A 14927-nucleotide genomic window follows, 5' to 3' on the forward strand; every position below is an offset into this window, starting at 1 on the left:
GATGAGTAGCGTACCAACAACACGCGAGGTATTGACAAGTCCTATCTTCGCGAACAACCCAGTCGCCTTACAAGTTTTAGGTGTGTGTTCAGCGCTGGCCGTAAGTAACTCGATGCAAACGGCTTTAGTCATGACCATTGCAGTAACCTTTGTATTGGTTTTTTCTAGCTTAATTATTTCTGTCATCCGTAACTTTATCCCTAACAGTGTGCGCATTATTGCCCAAATGACGGTCATTGCTTCGTTGGTCATTGTGGTTGATATGGTGTTACAAGATATTGCCTATGAGTTGTCACGTCAGCTCTCGGTTTTTGTCGGTTTGATTATTACCAACTGCATCATTATGGGCCGTGCAGAAGCATTTGCGATGAAGAGCAAACCACTGATTTCCGTTGTTGATGCTGTTGGTAACAGCCTTGGTTACGGTGTGATCCTAATGGGTGTTGCTTTTGTACGTGAACTATTAGGTAGCGGGACATTATTTGGGCATGAAATTTTTGTCACTATTGAGAATGGTGGTTGGTATTTAGCGAACGAAATGTTCAAGTTGCCGCCGAGTGCATTCTTCTTAATTGGTCTGATGATTTGGGTCATTAATATCGTACAAGACAGAAAAGGATAATCAGCGATATGGAACATTATATTAGCCTGTTTGTTCAGGCCATATTTATCGACAACATGGCGCTGTCATTCTTCTTGGGTATGTGTACCTTTTTGGCTGTGTCGAAGAAGGTGTCTACATCATTTGGCTTGGGCGTTGCGGTTGTTGTCGTGATGACACTCGCTGTACCGGTAAACCAACTGATTTACACTCACTTTCTTGCGCCCGGAGCACTTGCTTGGGCTGGCTTGCCGGATTTAGATTTGAGTTATTTACAGCTCATTACTTTTATCGGTGTTATTGCCGCACTAGTGCAAATCCTAGAGATGTTTCTAGAGAAGTATGTCCCTAGCTTATATCAAACCTTGGGGATTTTCTTACCGCTATTAACGGTGAACTGTGCAATTTTTGCCGGTGTTATCTTTATGGCTAATCGCAGTTATAACCTCACTGAATCCATTGTTTTTGCAATGGGGTCTGGGACCGGTTGGGCCATGGCAATTGTGTTGCTTGCAGGCCTACGTGAACGGATGAAGTTCAATGCCATTCCTAAAGGTTTGCAAGGTATTGGCATTACGTTTATTACAACGGGACTGATGGCTCTTGGATTCATGTCTTTTGCCGGTATTTCGATATAGCGCAACGACAGTTTGAATTAGAAATAGATTTGATTGAAGGTAGATTCGATGGAAATGGCAATTGGTATAGGCATGTTCACAATCGTGGTCTGCTTGCTCGTTTTGGTGATTTTATTTGCCAAAAGCAAGTTGGTTGCAAGTGGTGATGTGCACATCGGGATTAACGATGATCCTGAAAAATCAGTAGACACCCCTGCAGGGGACAAGTTGCTCGGTGCGCTCGCGGGACAAAATATATTTATTCCCTCGGCTTGCGGAGGCGGTGGAACCTGTGGTCAGTGTCGTGTCACGGTAAAGTCTGGTGGCGGAGAAATTTTACCCACGGAGCTTGACCATGTGACTAAAAAGGAAGCCAAAGAAGGGTGTCGACTTGCTTGCCAGGTGGCGGTAAGGACGGATATGGAGATTGAGTTAGAAGAAGAGATTTTCGGAGTTAAAAAGTGGGAATGCGAGGTGGTTTCTAATGAGAACCAGGCCACTTTTATTAAAGAGCTTATTTTGAAGATCCCTGAAGGCGAAGAAGTGCCGTTTAAAGCCGGTGGATACATTCAAATTGAAGCGCCTGCTCATGAAGTAAAGTTTTCAGATTTTGATATTCAAGCGCAGTATCGTGACGATTGGGAAAAATTCGATTTGTTCAGCCTCGAGTCTAAAGTCGATGATGATACTTTGCGAGCTTATTCCATGGCGAGCTATCCCGCTGAAAAAGGTGTGATTATGCTTAATGTGCGGATCGCGACTCCGCCATCTAAAGGGCTTCCGCCTGGAATCATGTCTTCATACATATTTAATCTAAAGCCCGGAGATAAAGTCACAATTTCGGGACCATTTGGTGAGTTTTTTGTTAAAGAAACCGATGCTGAAATGGTCTTCATTGGTGGTGGCGCAGGTATGGCTCCTATGCGGTCGCATATTTTTGACCAACTCAAAACTAAAAAGACCCAACGTAAAATGAGCTTTTGGTATGGCGCTCGTTCGGCTCGGGAAATTTTTTACCAAGATGAATTCGATAAGCTTGCAGAAGAAAATGACAACTTCGAATGGCACGTCGCTTTGTCTGAGCCGTTAGCAGAAGACAATTGGCAAGGTTATACAGGTTTCATTCATAACGTGTTGCTTGAAAATTACTTAAAAGATCATAAAGCACCGGAGGGGTGTGAGTTTTATATGTGTGGCCCTCCAATTATGAATTCATCGGTAATTAAAATGCTCGAAGATCTGGGCGTTGAAGAAGAAAACATCATGTTGGACGATTTTGGTGACTAGCGTTTACGTTGTTGTATCAATTGGAGAAGACAGAGGTCATTTGAGTTTTTATTGAAAACTATTTTGGATTTTTGTCTGGCTTCAGTTGAACTAAGTTGATTGAGTTAAAGGCAAGTTAGGAGTATTGAGGTGGCTGAGTTTTTTGTCACATTTGGATTGTTAATCACAACGGTTCTTTTGATGTCTGTTGGATATATAGTGAAGCGTCGTAGTATCAATGGGTCATGTGGCGGCCTAGCAAGCGTGGGGGTGGATAAAGTGTGCAACTGTCCCGAACCGTGCAGTAAGCGCAAGGCTAGAATGGCAGTAGAATCGACGCTAGGTAAGCGCGTGACGAAAGCAACAGTTGCCAAAAGTGCGATAGCATCTTCAAAAAAGTCCCATCGGATGTACCATAAACGCATCTTATAGGAGTTGAAAATCAACTCTGTAATATGCAAAAAAGCCACCGTCAAGGTGGCTTTTTATTTGATGAAATCTGCGCTACTGGTTTGGAAGGCGCTGACGCCAACATATGGCGCCTTTGCATTCTGATGACGGCAGGTCTAAAGAGTCATCAAGCTATTTAACCCTTCGCTTTTAGTAAGCTTTTTCGTGAACCGATTGTACCGCACGGCCTGATGGGTCAATAATGCCTTGAAGGCTTTCATCCCAAGCTAGCGCTTCAGGTGTTGAACAGGCTACGGATTTGCCACCCGGAACAGTTTCAGCAGCTGTTGCCAATGGGAAGTGATCTTCAAAGAAACAGCGGTAGAAGTATGCTTCTTTTGTTTCTGGTGTGTTGTATGGGAACTTGAACTTTGCGTTTGCCAATTGAACATCGTCCACTTGTTGTTCCGCGAGTTCTTTCAAACCATCAATCCAAGAATAGCCTACGCCATCGCTGAACTGCTCTTTTTGGCGCCAAGCTACTTCATGGGGAAGCTTGTCTTCAAATGCTTCACGTAAGATGTGCTTTTCTATACGTCCATCTTTTGACATTTTCGCTTCTGGGTTAATTCGCATTGCCGTGTCGATAAACTCTTTATCAAGGAATGGTACCCTTGCTTCTAGTCCCCAAGCAGCCATGGCTTTGTTCGCACGTAAACAATCAAACAAATGCAGTTTGTCGAGTTTACGGACTAACTCTTCGTGGAAGGCTTGAGCATTTGGTGCCTTATGGAAGTACAGGTAACCCCCAAATAATTCATCAGCGCCTTCACCTGAAAGGACCATTTTGATCCCCATCGCTTTAATTTTACGTGCCATCAAGTACATTGGCGTTGCTGCGCGAATGGTGGTGACATCGTAAGTTTCTAAGTGGTAAATCACATCCTTGATGGCATCAAGTCCATCTTGGAAAGTAAAGGTTATCTCGTGGTGAATTGTACCAATTGCATCTGCAACTTTTTGTGCTGCGGCAAGATCCGGTGCCCCTTCTAGTCCCACTGCGAATGAGTGCAATTGCGGCCACCAGGCGTTACTCTCGCCATCATCTTCAATACGACGTTTAGCAAATGTTTGCGTAATGGCGGAGATCACCGAAGAGTCTAGGCCGCCAGAAAGTAGCACTCCGTAGGGTACGTCTGACATGAGTTGACGCTTCACTGCGGCTTCAAGTGCTTCTCTAAGTTCTTCTTTGCTTGCTGGGTTATCTTGAACTGCATCGTATTCCATCCAGTCACGCACATAGTAGTGAACTGGCGCATCATCTTCGCTAAAGAGATAGTAGCCTGGCTGGAACTCCTCGACGGTTTTACAAACCGGCATGAGCGCTTTCATCTCTGACGCCACATAGAAGTTACCGTCTCCGTCATGACCTGTGTAGAGTGGGATTATCCCCATATGATCACGGCCGACAAGGTAAGCATCTTTGACTTTGTCGTATAAAACAAAAGCAAAAATACCATTTAATTTATCTAGAAAATCAACGCCATACTCTTGATATAGCGCGAGAATGACTTCACAGTCAGAGTTGGTTTTATACTGGTACTTTTCACCAAGCTCTGCTTTGAGTTCTTTATGGTTGTATATTTCGCCGTTCACAGCCAAAACAATATTATCGTCCTGACTAAATAATGGTTGAGCACCGTGATCGATATCGACAATCGCTAAGCGCTCATGAGCTAAAATTACACGGTCACTGGCATATATTCCAGACCAATCTGGCCCACGGTGACGCATTAACTTGGACATTTCTAAGGCGACCTGACGCAAAGGTTTTGCATCAGATTGAATATCCAGTATCGAAAAGATTGAACACATGGCTTTAGCTCCCAAACACACAACGTAGTAATGAATGACTAATGTGCCATTTTTTTTGCAGCATTCCAAATGAGATATTGTGAATTTATTAGTAAACGGGCCTAAACTCTATGGTTTTTGTTGGTAATGTATGGGCTTGATTTAAGTAATCCTCAATAATTTCCCGGTTTTATTGTGTTTTGTTTGTTATGGGCGTCAAAAGCGTAGCTGATCTTACTTAATTCAAAGGGAAGCTGAAAAATTTGATAATAATGCAAACATTGAGCTGCTTGCATATAAATTAGCCAAGGCAGGGTGTTTGTGACTGCATATGCGGTTTTGCTATCTTTTTAGTCGACGATTTATGTTCTAAGAAGTTGCAGTGGATTTGGCGAAAAGCAATTGTTTGGGAAAAACTTGGATGACCCAATGGGTAGAATAGGAAATCGTGACAGTGCTAAATCCATTTAACACTGTCTTATTTGTCTATTTTGTAGAGCATGAGGCGAGAGCGCTATTGAGCACTCGACTTATTGCCAACCTTGATACTTTCGCTTCGCTTTTTGAAGCTTTTCATAGGCTTCTAATAGGCTTTTATGTTTTGTGAAGTTTAGAATGCCTTGCGGTTCAAGAATGTCGTACCCTTGAGCGTTATTTTCAATGTGTGCAAGTGCGAGTTTATAGTCGTGGTCACTAAACATTCGGATCAACTTGTTAGCATACTGATCGCGATCCAGTCCAGAAAGATCAATGGTAATGAGTGCCATTATTGCATGGTAAAAACGTAAACGCTTTTGTTGCTGTGAGGAGATAGCTCCCGCATTAAAGTCTGTTGTCCATTGCGCATAATCGAAAGCCGTTTCCAAATCTCCATTTGCGAGTGCAAGTAAACATCTTAACTCACCAACCCTCAACGTAGACCAAGGAGACTGTGCATCAACGGCTAGACCGAGCAGCTGATCTAGGGGTTGAAAATCATCGAGATCGAGTGCATCGATGACCTGACTAATTTGCTCTGAAATTGACGGGTTCGCAGGTTCTTGTTGCCATTGTTCTATCAAGGTCCTCAGTTGTTGGCCGCGGTTATTATTAACCCAAGTCAGCTCATACACTGGATAAATTTCAGAATAACCGGGGACCAAAACGCGACAAGCATAGGTTCCTAAATGTGCATAATCTGCGATGTAGACTTCGGCGCTTAAACTTTCAAATTTGCCAAGTAAGTATTGGTACTCTTGTTCTGTATTGCCTTCAAAATTCCAATCATGGAAAGGAAAATGCGCGGTTTCTTTAAAGAGATCCCAAGAAACTAAACCTGAAGAATCAATGAAATGGGTTTCTAAATTGGTATGTTCTGCGACTTCATCATTGTCAAATGAGGGAGATGGAAAAATATCAAGATCTTTTAAGCTACGACCTTGAAGCAACTCGGTTACCGTCCGCTCTAAGGCGATTTCAAATTTTGGATGCGCACCAAAGGATGCAAAACAACCACCGTTCATTGGGTTAAATAGGGTCACGCAGATAACGGGATATTCCCCTCCCAGCGACGCATCAAAACAGGTAATTGGAAAGCCTTGTTGCTCGAGTTCATTCACCGCTGCCACGACTTTGGGGTAGCGAGCAATGACTTCCTGTGGAATTTCAGGTAACGAAATGCTCTCAGCAATGATTCGATTTTTAATATAGCGCTCAAAACACTCGGACAGGGCTTGTGTGCGTGCTTCCATTGGGTTATTGCCTGCGGACATGCCATTACTGACATATAAATTGGCGACAATATTCATTGGAATATACGTGGTCTGTTGGTCTGACTGACGTACAAACGGTAAAGCACAAACGCCACGCTCTGGATTTGAAGACTGAATGTCGGTGAGGTGTGTTAGCTCAATTTCATTTTCAGGATCATAATGTTGCCACAATGAAGGATTCATCAGTCCTTCTTTTGTTTTAAACCACTTCTCATTGGGGTAGTGGACAAATGGCTGTTTAGCTATTTCTTGTCCTAAGTAAAAATCGGCGAAAAAGTAGTTACAAGCGAGACGTTCAAAATACTCGCCTAATGCGCTCGCTAACGCAGCTTCTTTACTCGCACCTTTCCCATTTGTAAAACAAGCTGGGCAATTACGATCGCGAATATGTACGGACCAGACATAAGGGACTGGGTTTAGCCAAGAGGCTTCTTCAATGTCAAAACCAAGGTCGACGAGTTTTTGTTGCATGGTAGCAATTGAGACTTCAAGAGCCTCATCTTTGCCGGGGATATATGTGTGGTTCATCCGAGCCTCATCAACTTGTATTTAAGGGTATTTGAAAGGGAATTTGTACTCTGACTTTGGACCATTGACGTAACTTTGAGCCAAATCGCAATTTAGGAACGTGTTTGAGTGCAAGATTTAAGGTTGCTATTGTATCTGCTATTGGTAATGAAAGCAGCAGTTGTTCAGCGACAGCTCTATTCTATAACTTGTTTTTTTAGCCGGCTCGAAATTAATCGTCTTCTTTCTCTGTCTATTAACTGAGTTTACTAGTGAGGGTTGAACCATGGAAGTTTTGTTTACCTTAGCGGCGGTTCTTGCCTTTGCAAGTGCGGTTGTCCATGCCACCTATGGGCGTGCTCAATATCTGGTTCCAGTGCTGCATTCGCAGATAGAAATCCAATCAAGGTCAGTATTGCAGTTTACGTTTTATAGTCTGTTTGTCTTTATGTTGCTGTCTGGTTTGGTTTTTATAGCTTGTGCATGTGAGGTAGTTGCCACGATGCATAGCTATGGTTTGGTTTTATTCATCGCGATGAATTACGGTTTGCTTGGGATCTGGCAACTGTTTTTGTGGCGCACCAATCAAAGTACCCACAATTATATTGGACAGTATTACTGGGTGATTTGTTTTGCAATCGCCGGTATGAGTTGTGGCGCATTATTTGTGTAGCAGGCATCGCTTAAAGCATGCCTGATTTTATTGTTATTTCGCTGTTGTGGGTAGGTCATACTCTTGGGCTAAGTTTGCTAAAACCCCAGATTTGATGAGTTGTTTGATAAGCCCTTGTAGCTCTGCAAGTTGAATATTTGCATCCTTTTTTAAAACCACTGAATGTTGGTAAGTTTGATCCCATTTACCGGATATTCGTAAAAGCTTTCGTTTACTTGGGTTTCGTTTTAAATATTGCATTAAATATGAATAAGTCACAGGCGCAATGTCTCCTCGTGACTTTAGAATGCTCTCAATTGCTGCTTTGGTTGATTTAACTAAACGCATGTTTTCACTATAGCCTACATCAACCTGTTGCCACTGCGTCATTGCGTAATGGTAGCCTTTCACCAAAATAATATTCTTGTTTCCGAGCTCATGGAAGTAATTTGGCGCTTGTGCATTTTTTGCTAGGGCGATGAAAGGTTCGCCGTCATAGATAGGGAGTGGAATGAAGTTGACTTCACGTGATAACCAGCCCCACTGAGGGCTTTCAAATAATACCATATCAAACCGACCGTGATGGAACGCTTGATGGCGTTTTTCAATGCTGGTGGGTACAAACTTAAAATCATAGTTTGATTGGATCAAATTGAGTGCTTGGATCATCTTAATTGTCAGGCCAGCATAGTTTTCACCGTCAACTAGCTCAACATAGGGAGAAAATAGGTAGCCGCCGACATATACCGTTTGTTTTTCCGTTGCACTATATCCATTTGATGAATAAATACCGAGTAAAATTACAAAGAGTATTTGCAGAACAGGGGATTGCTTTGATGTCATAGATTGCTCAGTTCTTTTAAACGATCACGAAAAGTACAGCAAGGCTAATATAAGTATATCAAAGGCGCTCAGTTTCGCTTTTTTTCGTATCTAGCAGCACCCATTACGGATACATAAATCGAAGCGAGATGTCCCTAGCAGAAATGAAACCGCCGCAATAGAATTTGCCTGTTGAGTTACTTGGTCATCAAGCTGGCAGTATCAAGGGGAGTGCTCTTCAGCGCGTTTAGGTTCCACCTTGATGGATGTATTTGAAATTTATCTAAACTTTTTATTGGTTCTCCTTGATGTTACCCAGATGTGACTTACACTTTTTTTAGTTGTATTGGCTGCAGCCATTGCTGAAATCAGGACGCTGTATAGAGGTGGTTTTGGATGAAAATGACAATTAAAGCGAAATTAACACTTACGGTGGCCATGGGGTTGGTTGCAATGAGCGGCTTTTTTACCTTGAGTATGCTCAATACCGAGCGAGAAGTGTTAGCACAAGAGCAGCTCAATGTCAGTGAAAAAGTCGAGTCGCTTATTAAGAATAGTCTTTTAGGCCAAGTGGATACGGTGACTTTGTCAATCAGTGGATATTACGAGAAGTCGAAGCTGGGCAATATAAAAGCAGCACTTAGGGCTGAAGCTAACGACTTTGCTGACACCTTAAGTAATATCCATACCAATAGCCGCACGGAAGAAACCGCAAACGAGAGTGTTATCGCATTTCTTAATGAGCACCATTGGGGTAATGACCGGTATTTGTTTGCCTATGATGTTGACACTATTGAGTATCGAGCAAACGGTGCGGATTTGTTCAGTGTGGGTGAAAGCCGCTTTGATGCACAAGATACGAAAGGGAGATTTTATGCTCGAGAAATAGTTGCGAACGCAATGAAGGATGGTGTTGGCTTCACCACTTATTTTTTTGAAAATCCAGTTACAGGCAATGTGGAAGAAAAAATTACCGTGTCTTTTTATTTCAGACCGTTAAATATTGTGATTGCGACGGGTGAATACATAAGTACGTTCCAGCAGACTCAAATCGAAGCGGCGTTAGCGAGTATCAATGCTGCTAAATATGGTAAAAATGGTTATTTTTGGATTCAAGATAAACAAGGAAAGATTTTAGTTCACCCTAAGGCTGAGATTATTGGCACTGTGGTTGAAAATACGCAAAAGGTCAGCGAAGCAATAGCGAGCCAAAGTGAAACCTTTATTTCATTGGCTTTTACTAATCCAACAACTCAGAAGAGCGAAGACAAAATTATTTATGCTCGAAAAATTTTGCCTGAATGGGGCTGGGTGATCGGAACTGGTGCGTATAAGAGTGATATCACTCAAATTCAAACGGGCTTAACTGAGGCGACTAAAAGTATTTTTAATCAAGAAGTCAGTAAAAGCATCGGTTTTGCGCTTATTCTGTTTCTGGTGACTTTAGCTATCTCTATTTGGATTGTAAGCCGTATTATTCGCGAACTAATTGTTTTGAAAAGTCGCATTGATACGTTATCAACTGGGGAGGCTGATTTAACTTCTCGACTTGATATTGTGAGCCGGGATGAGGTCGGTGAAATCAGTGAGTCAGTGAATAGTTTTATTGGATACCTTCAATCCATGATGCTTGATATCTCTAAATCTTCTCAACATATAACTGAAGGAATTATCCAGTTAAATCAACAAGCAGAAAATAATACGCAAGCACTTGATTCGCATACCCAAGAAACAGAGCAAGCTGTCGCCGCAATTACACAAATGAGCTCGACTGCGGAGACAGTTGCAGGCAATGCCGTGAGTACATCAACGAGCACGCAGAGTGCGAACCAGCAGGCGGTTTCTGCGAAACAAACCGTAGAGGAAGCGTCTCAAAGCGTGATGTCGTTGGTACAAGAGATGGATGTAGCAGCTGCTAGTATCGACACCATGAATGAAAATACGCAACAGATCACCGATGTATTACGTGTGATCGGGGAAATTGCTGAACAAACGAACTTACTCGCTTTAAATGCAGCCATTGAAGCGGCGCGAGCCGGAGAGCAGGGGCGTGGTTTTGCTGTTGTTGCTGATGAAGTTCGAACTTTGGCGGGCAGAACACAAAATAGTACTGCGGAAATTAGCCAGATCTTACAAACCCTGACACAAGGTTCTGCAGCTGCCGTTAAGGTGATGAATGGCACTAAAAAAAGTTGTCATAGGGTCGCCACGAATACTTCTCTGGTGACTGCGGACTTAGATGCAATGGCGGACTCAATTGTCGAGATAAATGACCTGACTTCTCAAATAGCTACCGCCGCAGAAGAGCAAAATGCTGTCACTGAAGAAATTAATCGCAATATGTGTGCAATTCAAGGGATGGTACAAGAACTCGCTCAAAATGGCCTAGCAGCCGAGGAAAGTACTCACCAATTAGCGTCCGCAAATGAGCAGCTAACCGCGTTAGTAGGGCGTTTTAAGTTGCAATAAATAGTTATCGATTTTAAAGGTTGTTCACGCAGATAACCATCGTCAACGATAGATTGTATCAATGAATAAGGCCACCATGGGGTGGCCTTATTGAAATTTACCTGTGTTGAGCGCTTCTAAGCTGGACAGTGTCTGCATTGACGAATCGACTATAGCTCTTCAGCTATCTATTGGCTATTTCTTTACCCATTTGCCATTTTGACCTTCAACATAGTTACCTGGCGCAGTCGCTTTGATTGCTTTTTTGCCAGCCATGCTCGCAACATCCTCAGTTGAAATTTTGTTCTTTAAAGCAATTTTTTGATAGTGTGCTCGGCGTTTTGCATTTACCTTTTGCATCAAAGTTTTCGCTTCGCTGTTTGCTTTTACAACGCCTAAATAGCCACTATTCTTTTCTCCTAAAAAGCCAGAAGATTTTGCATCTTGTAGTGACATCGCAAAAGCACTTACACTCAGTAATAAGCCTAACGCGCCAACAAGTAATTTGGTTTTCATCATCAGTTCCTCAATCCTTTTCTAACTAAAACAATTCACTGTCTGCGAGTAATTCATCAAGCTCTTTGTCGACTTTGATCTTGATTTCATGTTCTATTTTCACATTTAGGTTGATGACAATAGGTTTCTCTGGCGGCTCAATTTTAACCGTAGGTGAGCAACCCGTAAGCGAAATAAATGCGGTAATTATGCCCAATGCTAGGGCTTGATGTTTTCTCGTCTTCACTGACTTATCCTTCTATTGAACCGATTGCTCGATTTGTTGCTGCAGCTTATCGCCTATCTGCAAACTCTTCATTAGTTGTAGCATATTCTCTTCTTGAGAGTAATTAAAATGGATAGGGCGTTCGACATTTGGACTTGTGCCTTTGACTTGCACTTTTAGCGTGGCGTCACCGCTTCGGGTCATATCAAAAGTTGATGACAGCTCGTGATAATCCAGATGTTCAAGGGTTGAAAAAGCAAAATCTAAATGTGGTTGCGACCGGCGCATCTCGTCAACTGCTGGATTACCATCAATTTTGATGACGCCCCCAGGCGCCCTTGATACCAGTTTACCGCCCGATATCGCAAACTTACCACCGGTTATTGTCGTCGGAAGTACGCCATCAAATATGCCATCTGCATAAACCCCTTGTTGTGGCTGTATCTGCATCACTTGTTGTAAATTAATCCCTTGCAGCACCATATAGGTTGTCGATGGGGCATGTAAATTGAGATCAAATATTGGGATGAGTAGCGTGCCATCAAGTAAATGGCCATTTGCCGTCAATTTGATATTTGCATCAAGGCTATTTAATTCAAAATCCTTGGGTTGTGCCTGCTTATCGTCCCCATCTGTTGCTGATTCTGGCCAAGATTGAGCGATTGATGTGGTGCCCTCTATTACGGTTTCAGTGATTAAGGTGCCTGGGTTAAATGCTTGGATATCGACCCGTAACTGTTGACAGTGCAGAGTTGATTTTTTGCTGGGTTGAGCATTTGATTTTATTTTTGCAACCTTGGTTTCCATGTGCTGCGCATTACGACGTTGTGCTTGAGCTGAGCTGTGCCAATATCCTGAACAGTGGGTCGAAAAATCAACGCCTGAGAATGGCAATAATTCGATACTGCCTTCAGCTTGAGATAGTGATGGGATGAAGTCAAAAGAAATACTTTGTCCTTCAGGTTGTGAATAGATGGCGTAGCTGCCACTTAACTGAGCTTCGCCATCAATATACCAAGCATCGTTCAATTCGATATTTTGATTGAGTAGCGCTTGTAACTCCGTCAGTGTGGTTGCTAGCGACATATTACCTGTTAGCTTCCAATTTTCCCATTGGCGACTTGTTGTGTCAGGTTCCCATAGATGCTGACTCGATAGCGGAAGCAATGACAGTTGCCATTTCTCTTGAGTACGCAGTTGTTTGCCATTCCAGTTGAGCGTTTGCTTGAGATCGAAAGTATCTAATCTAAATAGTGGACTTGCTTTATGTTGCTCAAGCCAGCGGCTCAAATAGTCAGGACTATTGTCCTGGACGTTAAAGGGCTCCGGCTGTTTTTGTAATTTTGCAGGACGCTGAAATTTTCGCAATGACATTGAAGATGCCTTCATTGACAACTGATTTTGCCAGGGGTGAATTTGAGTGCGCTCTTTCAGTCGTGAAAGCGTCTCAAAAGCCAGTGTGTTGGATTGTTCGAGTTTTAAAGCTGCTTCAAGTAACTGAAACCTTTGTCCTGTATTTTCTTGACTGTCAGCAGACAGCACATCGAGGTTGTCGAGCTGTAACTGCAACGGTGGTATTTCTAGTTGATGCTGTTGATCAAATTTATATTGCAATTTGCCTAAGGTGTGAAGCGTAAACGAGTCAAGGAAAATCGATTGGTGGGGAAGGCCAGGTTGCGCTGCGAGCATGGCTTCGCTTGGGGATTTTTTGATGCTTATATTGGCGAGCTGGAGACTTGACGCTTTGTTAAGCGAGACCGATGCAAACAAACGGGTTGCTGAAGCTTCATTATTACTTGTGTTTACAGACAACCGACCAGATGCATTTACCGCTATCTCAGGAATAGCGAGATGTGGCATGTGTTGTTGAGTTTCTTTTTGAGAGGTCGAAAAAGCTGTGGGCCATAGATGTTGAATTGGAGCAAGGTTTGAAAACTGAGTCTTAAATTGCCAATTCGCTGTTGCACGATAGTGATTGGCTGATGTGCTTTTGTGTTCAGCCCCCGTATTCTCAGGCACTGTACTATCAGATTCTTTGTCTTCAACTCGACTCTCAACCATTTGCTTTCTATCAATGGTGATCTCGTCAAAGTGGAGTGCCACATGATTGAGGGCTGAATGTGATGTTTGCGCCGAATAATTATTCTCAAATGCAGATAGAGTTAACTTGGGGATATTGAGGCGTTCCTCGGTGAGTGCAAATTTGCTTTCTTGCGGTAACTCCAATTTAAATAACCCCCCATTGAAAACTCGCCGCACTAATTGGTTGAGATCTTGCTGATGGGCAGGAGCGAATGCTCGAAGCAGATTTTGTCTTTGTTTTTCACTGGGTATTAGGGTGAATGCTAATGGCTCTATTTTGAAAGATAAATCTGCCAAATGGCCACCAAAGGTAAATGACAAGGCATTTTCTTCTGAAGAGAGTTGCTGCCCTTTTGAGGGGGTAGCCGAATGACTAACCAGCCTTTGTGGTTGCAGGGTTAGGTTGTCAAACTCCTTTAGCGTGAGACTTGCATTGCTCCAGCGGTGTGCGGTTGTTAAAACGCCTGTTTTTAAACCCAGTTCAAAGCTAGATTCAAGTTTTCCTGTAATCGCGTATTGTGTTTGAAGCGCTCGGATTTTATTGAGTAATGGCGTTAAAGTGACATCGGTCTGAGGCAGTTGATATTCGGAATGAACTTGGGGGAACGCTGCAAAATCAAGTTTGGTATGGAGCTGCCAGTTGTGTTTTTGAAGTTTGCCATGAATCCCCAGAAGTTCTTTTTGATTGATTTTAATTTGGCTGTGGAGTTGACCTTGAGGGTCAAGTTTGAATCGTTCAATGACCAGTGAAAGCTCTGACTCTGGTAAGCCCTGAAATTGTAAGTTAACTGCACCAATATCGATTAAAGGCAATTGTTCAAGGTTGAGGGCAAAGGCTGCACCTTGCTCATCAGTATTTTTATCTTCGTCGGCTAAAAATGTTTGCCCTAACAATACATCAATAGTGCCGAGTCGGATTTCTTGGATCAGAGTGCTATCGAGTTGCTCTGTATAGAATCCGGGCTTTAATTTGATTTCAATGTCTTTGATGATGATTTGGCTATCATAAACCTGAAAGGCAACCTGTTCAAAAGACCAATGATTGAGTGCTTTTGGACTGATAGTCACCCGCTCAATTTGGGTATTATACTCAGACAAATACCGATTCGCGATGTTCACCGTCAACCACTCAAGGCTAACGGCAAGTCCCACCAATAGGCCGCAAAGTGTCAGCATGATGATGAGCACAAACTTGCCCAGCTTAGATCCTATCACC

12 protein-coding genes are annotated in these 14927 nt (G+C 42.8%); 6 read left to right on the forward strand and 6 right to left on the reverse strand.

What is annotated here, in order from left to right; all coding sequences use genetic code 11:
• The first annotated feature begins 1 nt into the window (after position 1).
• The 4 genes from IEY18_RS06700 to nqrM all read left to right on the forward strand — a co-directional run bounded on the left by IEY18_RS06700 (position 2) and on the right by nqrM (position 2916).
• On the forward strand, positions 2–622 hold the full coding sequence (locus IEY18_RS06700) for an NADH:ubiquinone reductase (Na(+)-transporting) subunit D (protein ID WP_188919034.1): 621 nt from the start codon (positions 2–4) through the stop codon (positions 620–622).
• Positions 623–630: 8 nt separating this feature from the next.
• The gene (gene nqrE, locus IEY18_RS06705; protein WP_188919036.1) at positions 631–1239 is read left to right on the forward strand and encodes an NADH:ubiquinone reductase (Na(+)-transporting) subunit E; all 609 of its coding nucleotides are present in this window, start codon (positions 631–633) and stop codon (positions 1237–1239) included.
• Positions 1240–1287: 48 nt separating this feature from the next.
• Positions 1288–2505, forward strand: a complete 1218-nt coding sequence (nqrF, locus tag IEY18_RS06710) for an NADH:ubiquinone reductase (Na(+)-transporting) subunit F (protein WP_188919038.1) — start codon at positions 1288–1290, stop codon at positions 2503–2505.
• Between the two features lie 129 nt (positions 2506–2634).
• The gene (gene nqrM / locus IEY18_RS06715) at positions 2635–2916 is read left to right on the forward strand and encodes a (Na+)-NQR maturation NqrM (RefSeq protein WP_188919040.1); all 282 of its coding nucleotides are present in this window, start codon (positions 2635–2637) and stop codon (positions 2914–2916) included.
• A gap of 168 nt (positions 2917–3084) precedes the next feature.
• On the opposite strand, the gene asnB is transcribed toward nqrM, so the two are convergent.
• Together asnB and ycaO are read right to left on the reverse strand one after the other, a co-directional pair.
• Positions 3085–4749 (reverse strand): asparagine synthase B, encoded by a 1665-nt coding sequence (asnB, locus tag IEY18_RS06720; RefSeq protein ID WP_188919042.1) that lies wholly within the window; start codon positions 4747–4749, stop codon positions 3085–3087.
• A gap of 509 nt (positions 4750–5258) precedes the next feature.
• Positions 5259–7007: a 30S ribosomal protein S12 methylthiotransferase accessory factor YcaO gene (gene ycaO, locus IEY18_RS06725; RefSeq protein WP_188919044.1), complete on the reverse strand. Its 1749-nt coding sequence runs from the start codon at positions 7005–7007 to the stop codon at positions 5259–5261.
• Between the two features lie 265 nt (positions 7008–7272).
• Between ycaO and IEY18_RS06730 the strand changes: the two genes are divergently transcribed.
• Positions 7273–7659 carry a hypothetical protein gene (locus IEY18_RS06730; protein WP_188919046.1) on the forward strand — a complete coding sequence of 129 codons (387 nt, stop codon included), beginning with the start codon at positions 7273–7275 and terminating at the stop codon, positions 7657–7659.
• 33 nt (positions 7660–7692) lie between these two features.
• On the opposite strand, the gene IEY18_RS06735 is transcribed toward IEY18_RS06730, so the two are convergent.
• Entirely contained in the window at positions 7693–8481 is a 789-nt protein-coding gene (locus IEY18_RS06735) for a substrate-binding periplasmic protein (protein WP_188919049.1), read from the reverse strand.
• A 375-nt stretch (positions 8482–8856) separates the two neighbouring features.
• On the opposite strand from IEY18_RS06735, the gene IEY18_RS06740 reads away from it, so the two are divergent.
• Positions 8857–10929, forward strand: coding sequence for a methyl-accepting chemotaxis protein (locus IEY18_RS06740; RefSeq protein WP_188919050.1), 2073 nt, complete (start codon positions 8857–8859; stop codon positions 10927–10929).
• Between the two features lie 174 nt (positions 10930–11103).
• Here the strand turns inward: IEY18_RS06740 and IEY18_RS06745 are convergent, their stop codons facing one another.
• From IEY18_RS06745 to IEY18_RS06755, 3 genes are read right to left on the reverse strand one after another with little or no spacing between them, the layout of a single operon-like run.
• Positions 11104–11424, reverse strand: a complete 321-nt coding sequence (locus IEY18_RS06745) for a YdbL family probable chaperone protein (protein WP_188919213.1) — start codon at positions 11422–11424, stop codon at positions 11104–11106.
• 25 nt (positions 11425–11449) lie between these two features.
• Positions 11450–11650 (reverse strand): YnbE family lipoprotein, encoded by a 201-nt coding sequence (locus tag IEY18_RS06750; protein WP_188919052.1) that lies wholly within the window; start codon positions 11648–11650, stop codon positions 11450–11452.
• Between the two features lie 12 nt (positions 11651–11662).
• Positions 11663–14926, reverse strand: a complete 3264-nt coding sequence (locus IEY18_RS06755) for an intermembrane phospholipid transport YdbH family protein (protein ID WP_188919054.1) — start codon at positions 14924–14926, stop codon at positions 11663–11665.
• Position 14927 lies beyond the last annotated feature (1 nt).

Origin of the sequence: Shewanella gelidii, from assembly GCF_014647855.1 — a bacterium.
GTDB lineage: Bacteria > Pseudomonadota > Gammaproteobacteria > Enterobacterales > Shewanellaceae > Shewanella > Shewanella gelidii.

Excerpts from the sequence above, each read along its gene's own strand:
- IEY18_RS06700 (WP_188919034.1), top strand. The coding sequence starts at position 2 with ATGAGTAGCGTACCAACAACACGCGAGGTATTGACAAGTCCTATCTTC.
- nqrE (WP_188919036.1), top strand. The coding sequence starts at position 631 with ATGGAACATTATATTAGCCTGTTTGTTCAGGCCATATTTATCGACAAC.
- nqrF (WP_188919038.1), top strand. The coding sequence starts at position 1,288 with ATGGAAATGGCAATTGGTATAGGCATGTTCACAATCGTGGTCTGCTTG.
- asnB (WP_188919042.1), bottom strand. The coding sequence starts at position 4,749 with ATGTGTTCAATCTTTTCGATACTGGATATTCAATCTGATGCAAAACCT.
- ycaO (WP_188919044.1), bottom strand. The coding sequence starts at position 7,007 with ATGAACCACACATATATCCCCGGCAAAGATGAGGCTCTTGAAGTCTCA.
- IEY18_RS06730 (WP_188919046.1), top strand. The coding sequence starts at position 7,273 with ATGGAAGTTTTGTTTACCTTAGCGGCGGTTCTTGCCTTTGCAAGTGCG.
- IEY18_RS06735 (WP_188919049.1), bottom strand. The coding sequence starts at position 8,481 with ATGACATCAAAGCAATCCCCTGTTCTGCAAATACTCTTTGTAATTTTA.
- IEY18_RS06740 (WP_188919050.1), top strand. The coding sequence starts at position 8,857 with ATGAAAATGACAATTAAAGCGAAATTAACACTTACGGTGGCCATGGGG.
- IEY18_RS06745 (WP_188919213.1), bottom strand. The coding sequence starts at position 11,424 with ATGAAAACCAAATTACTTGTTGGCGCGTTAGGCTTATTACTGAGTGTA.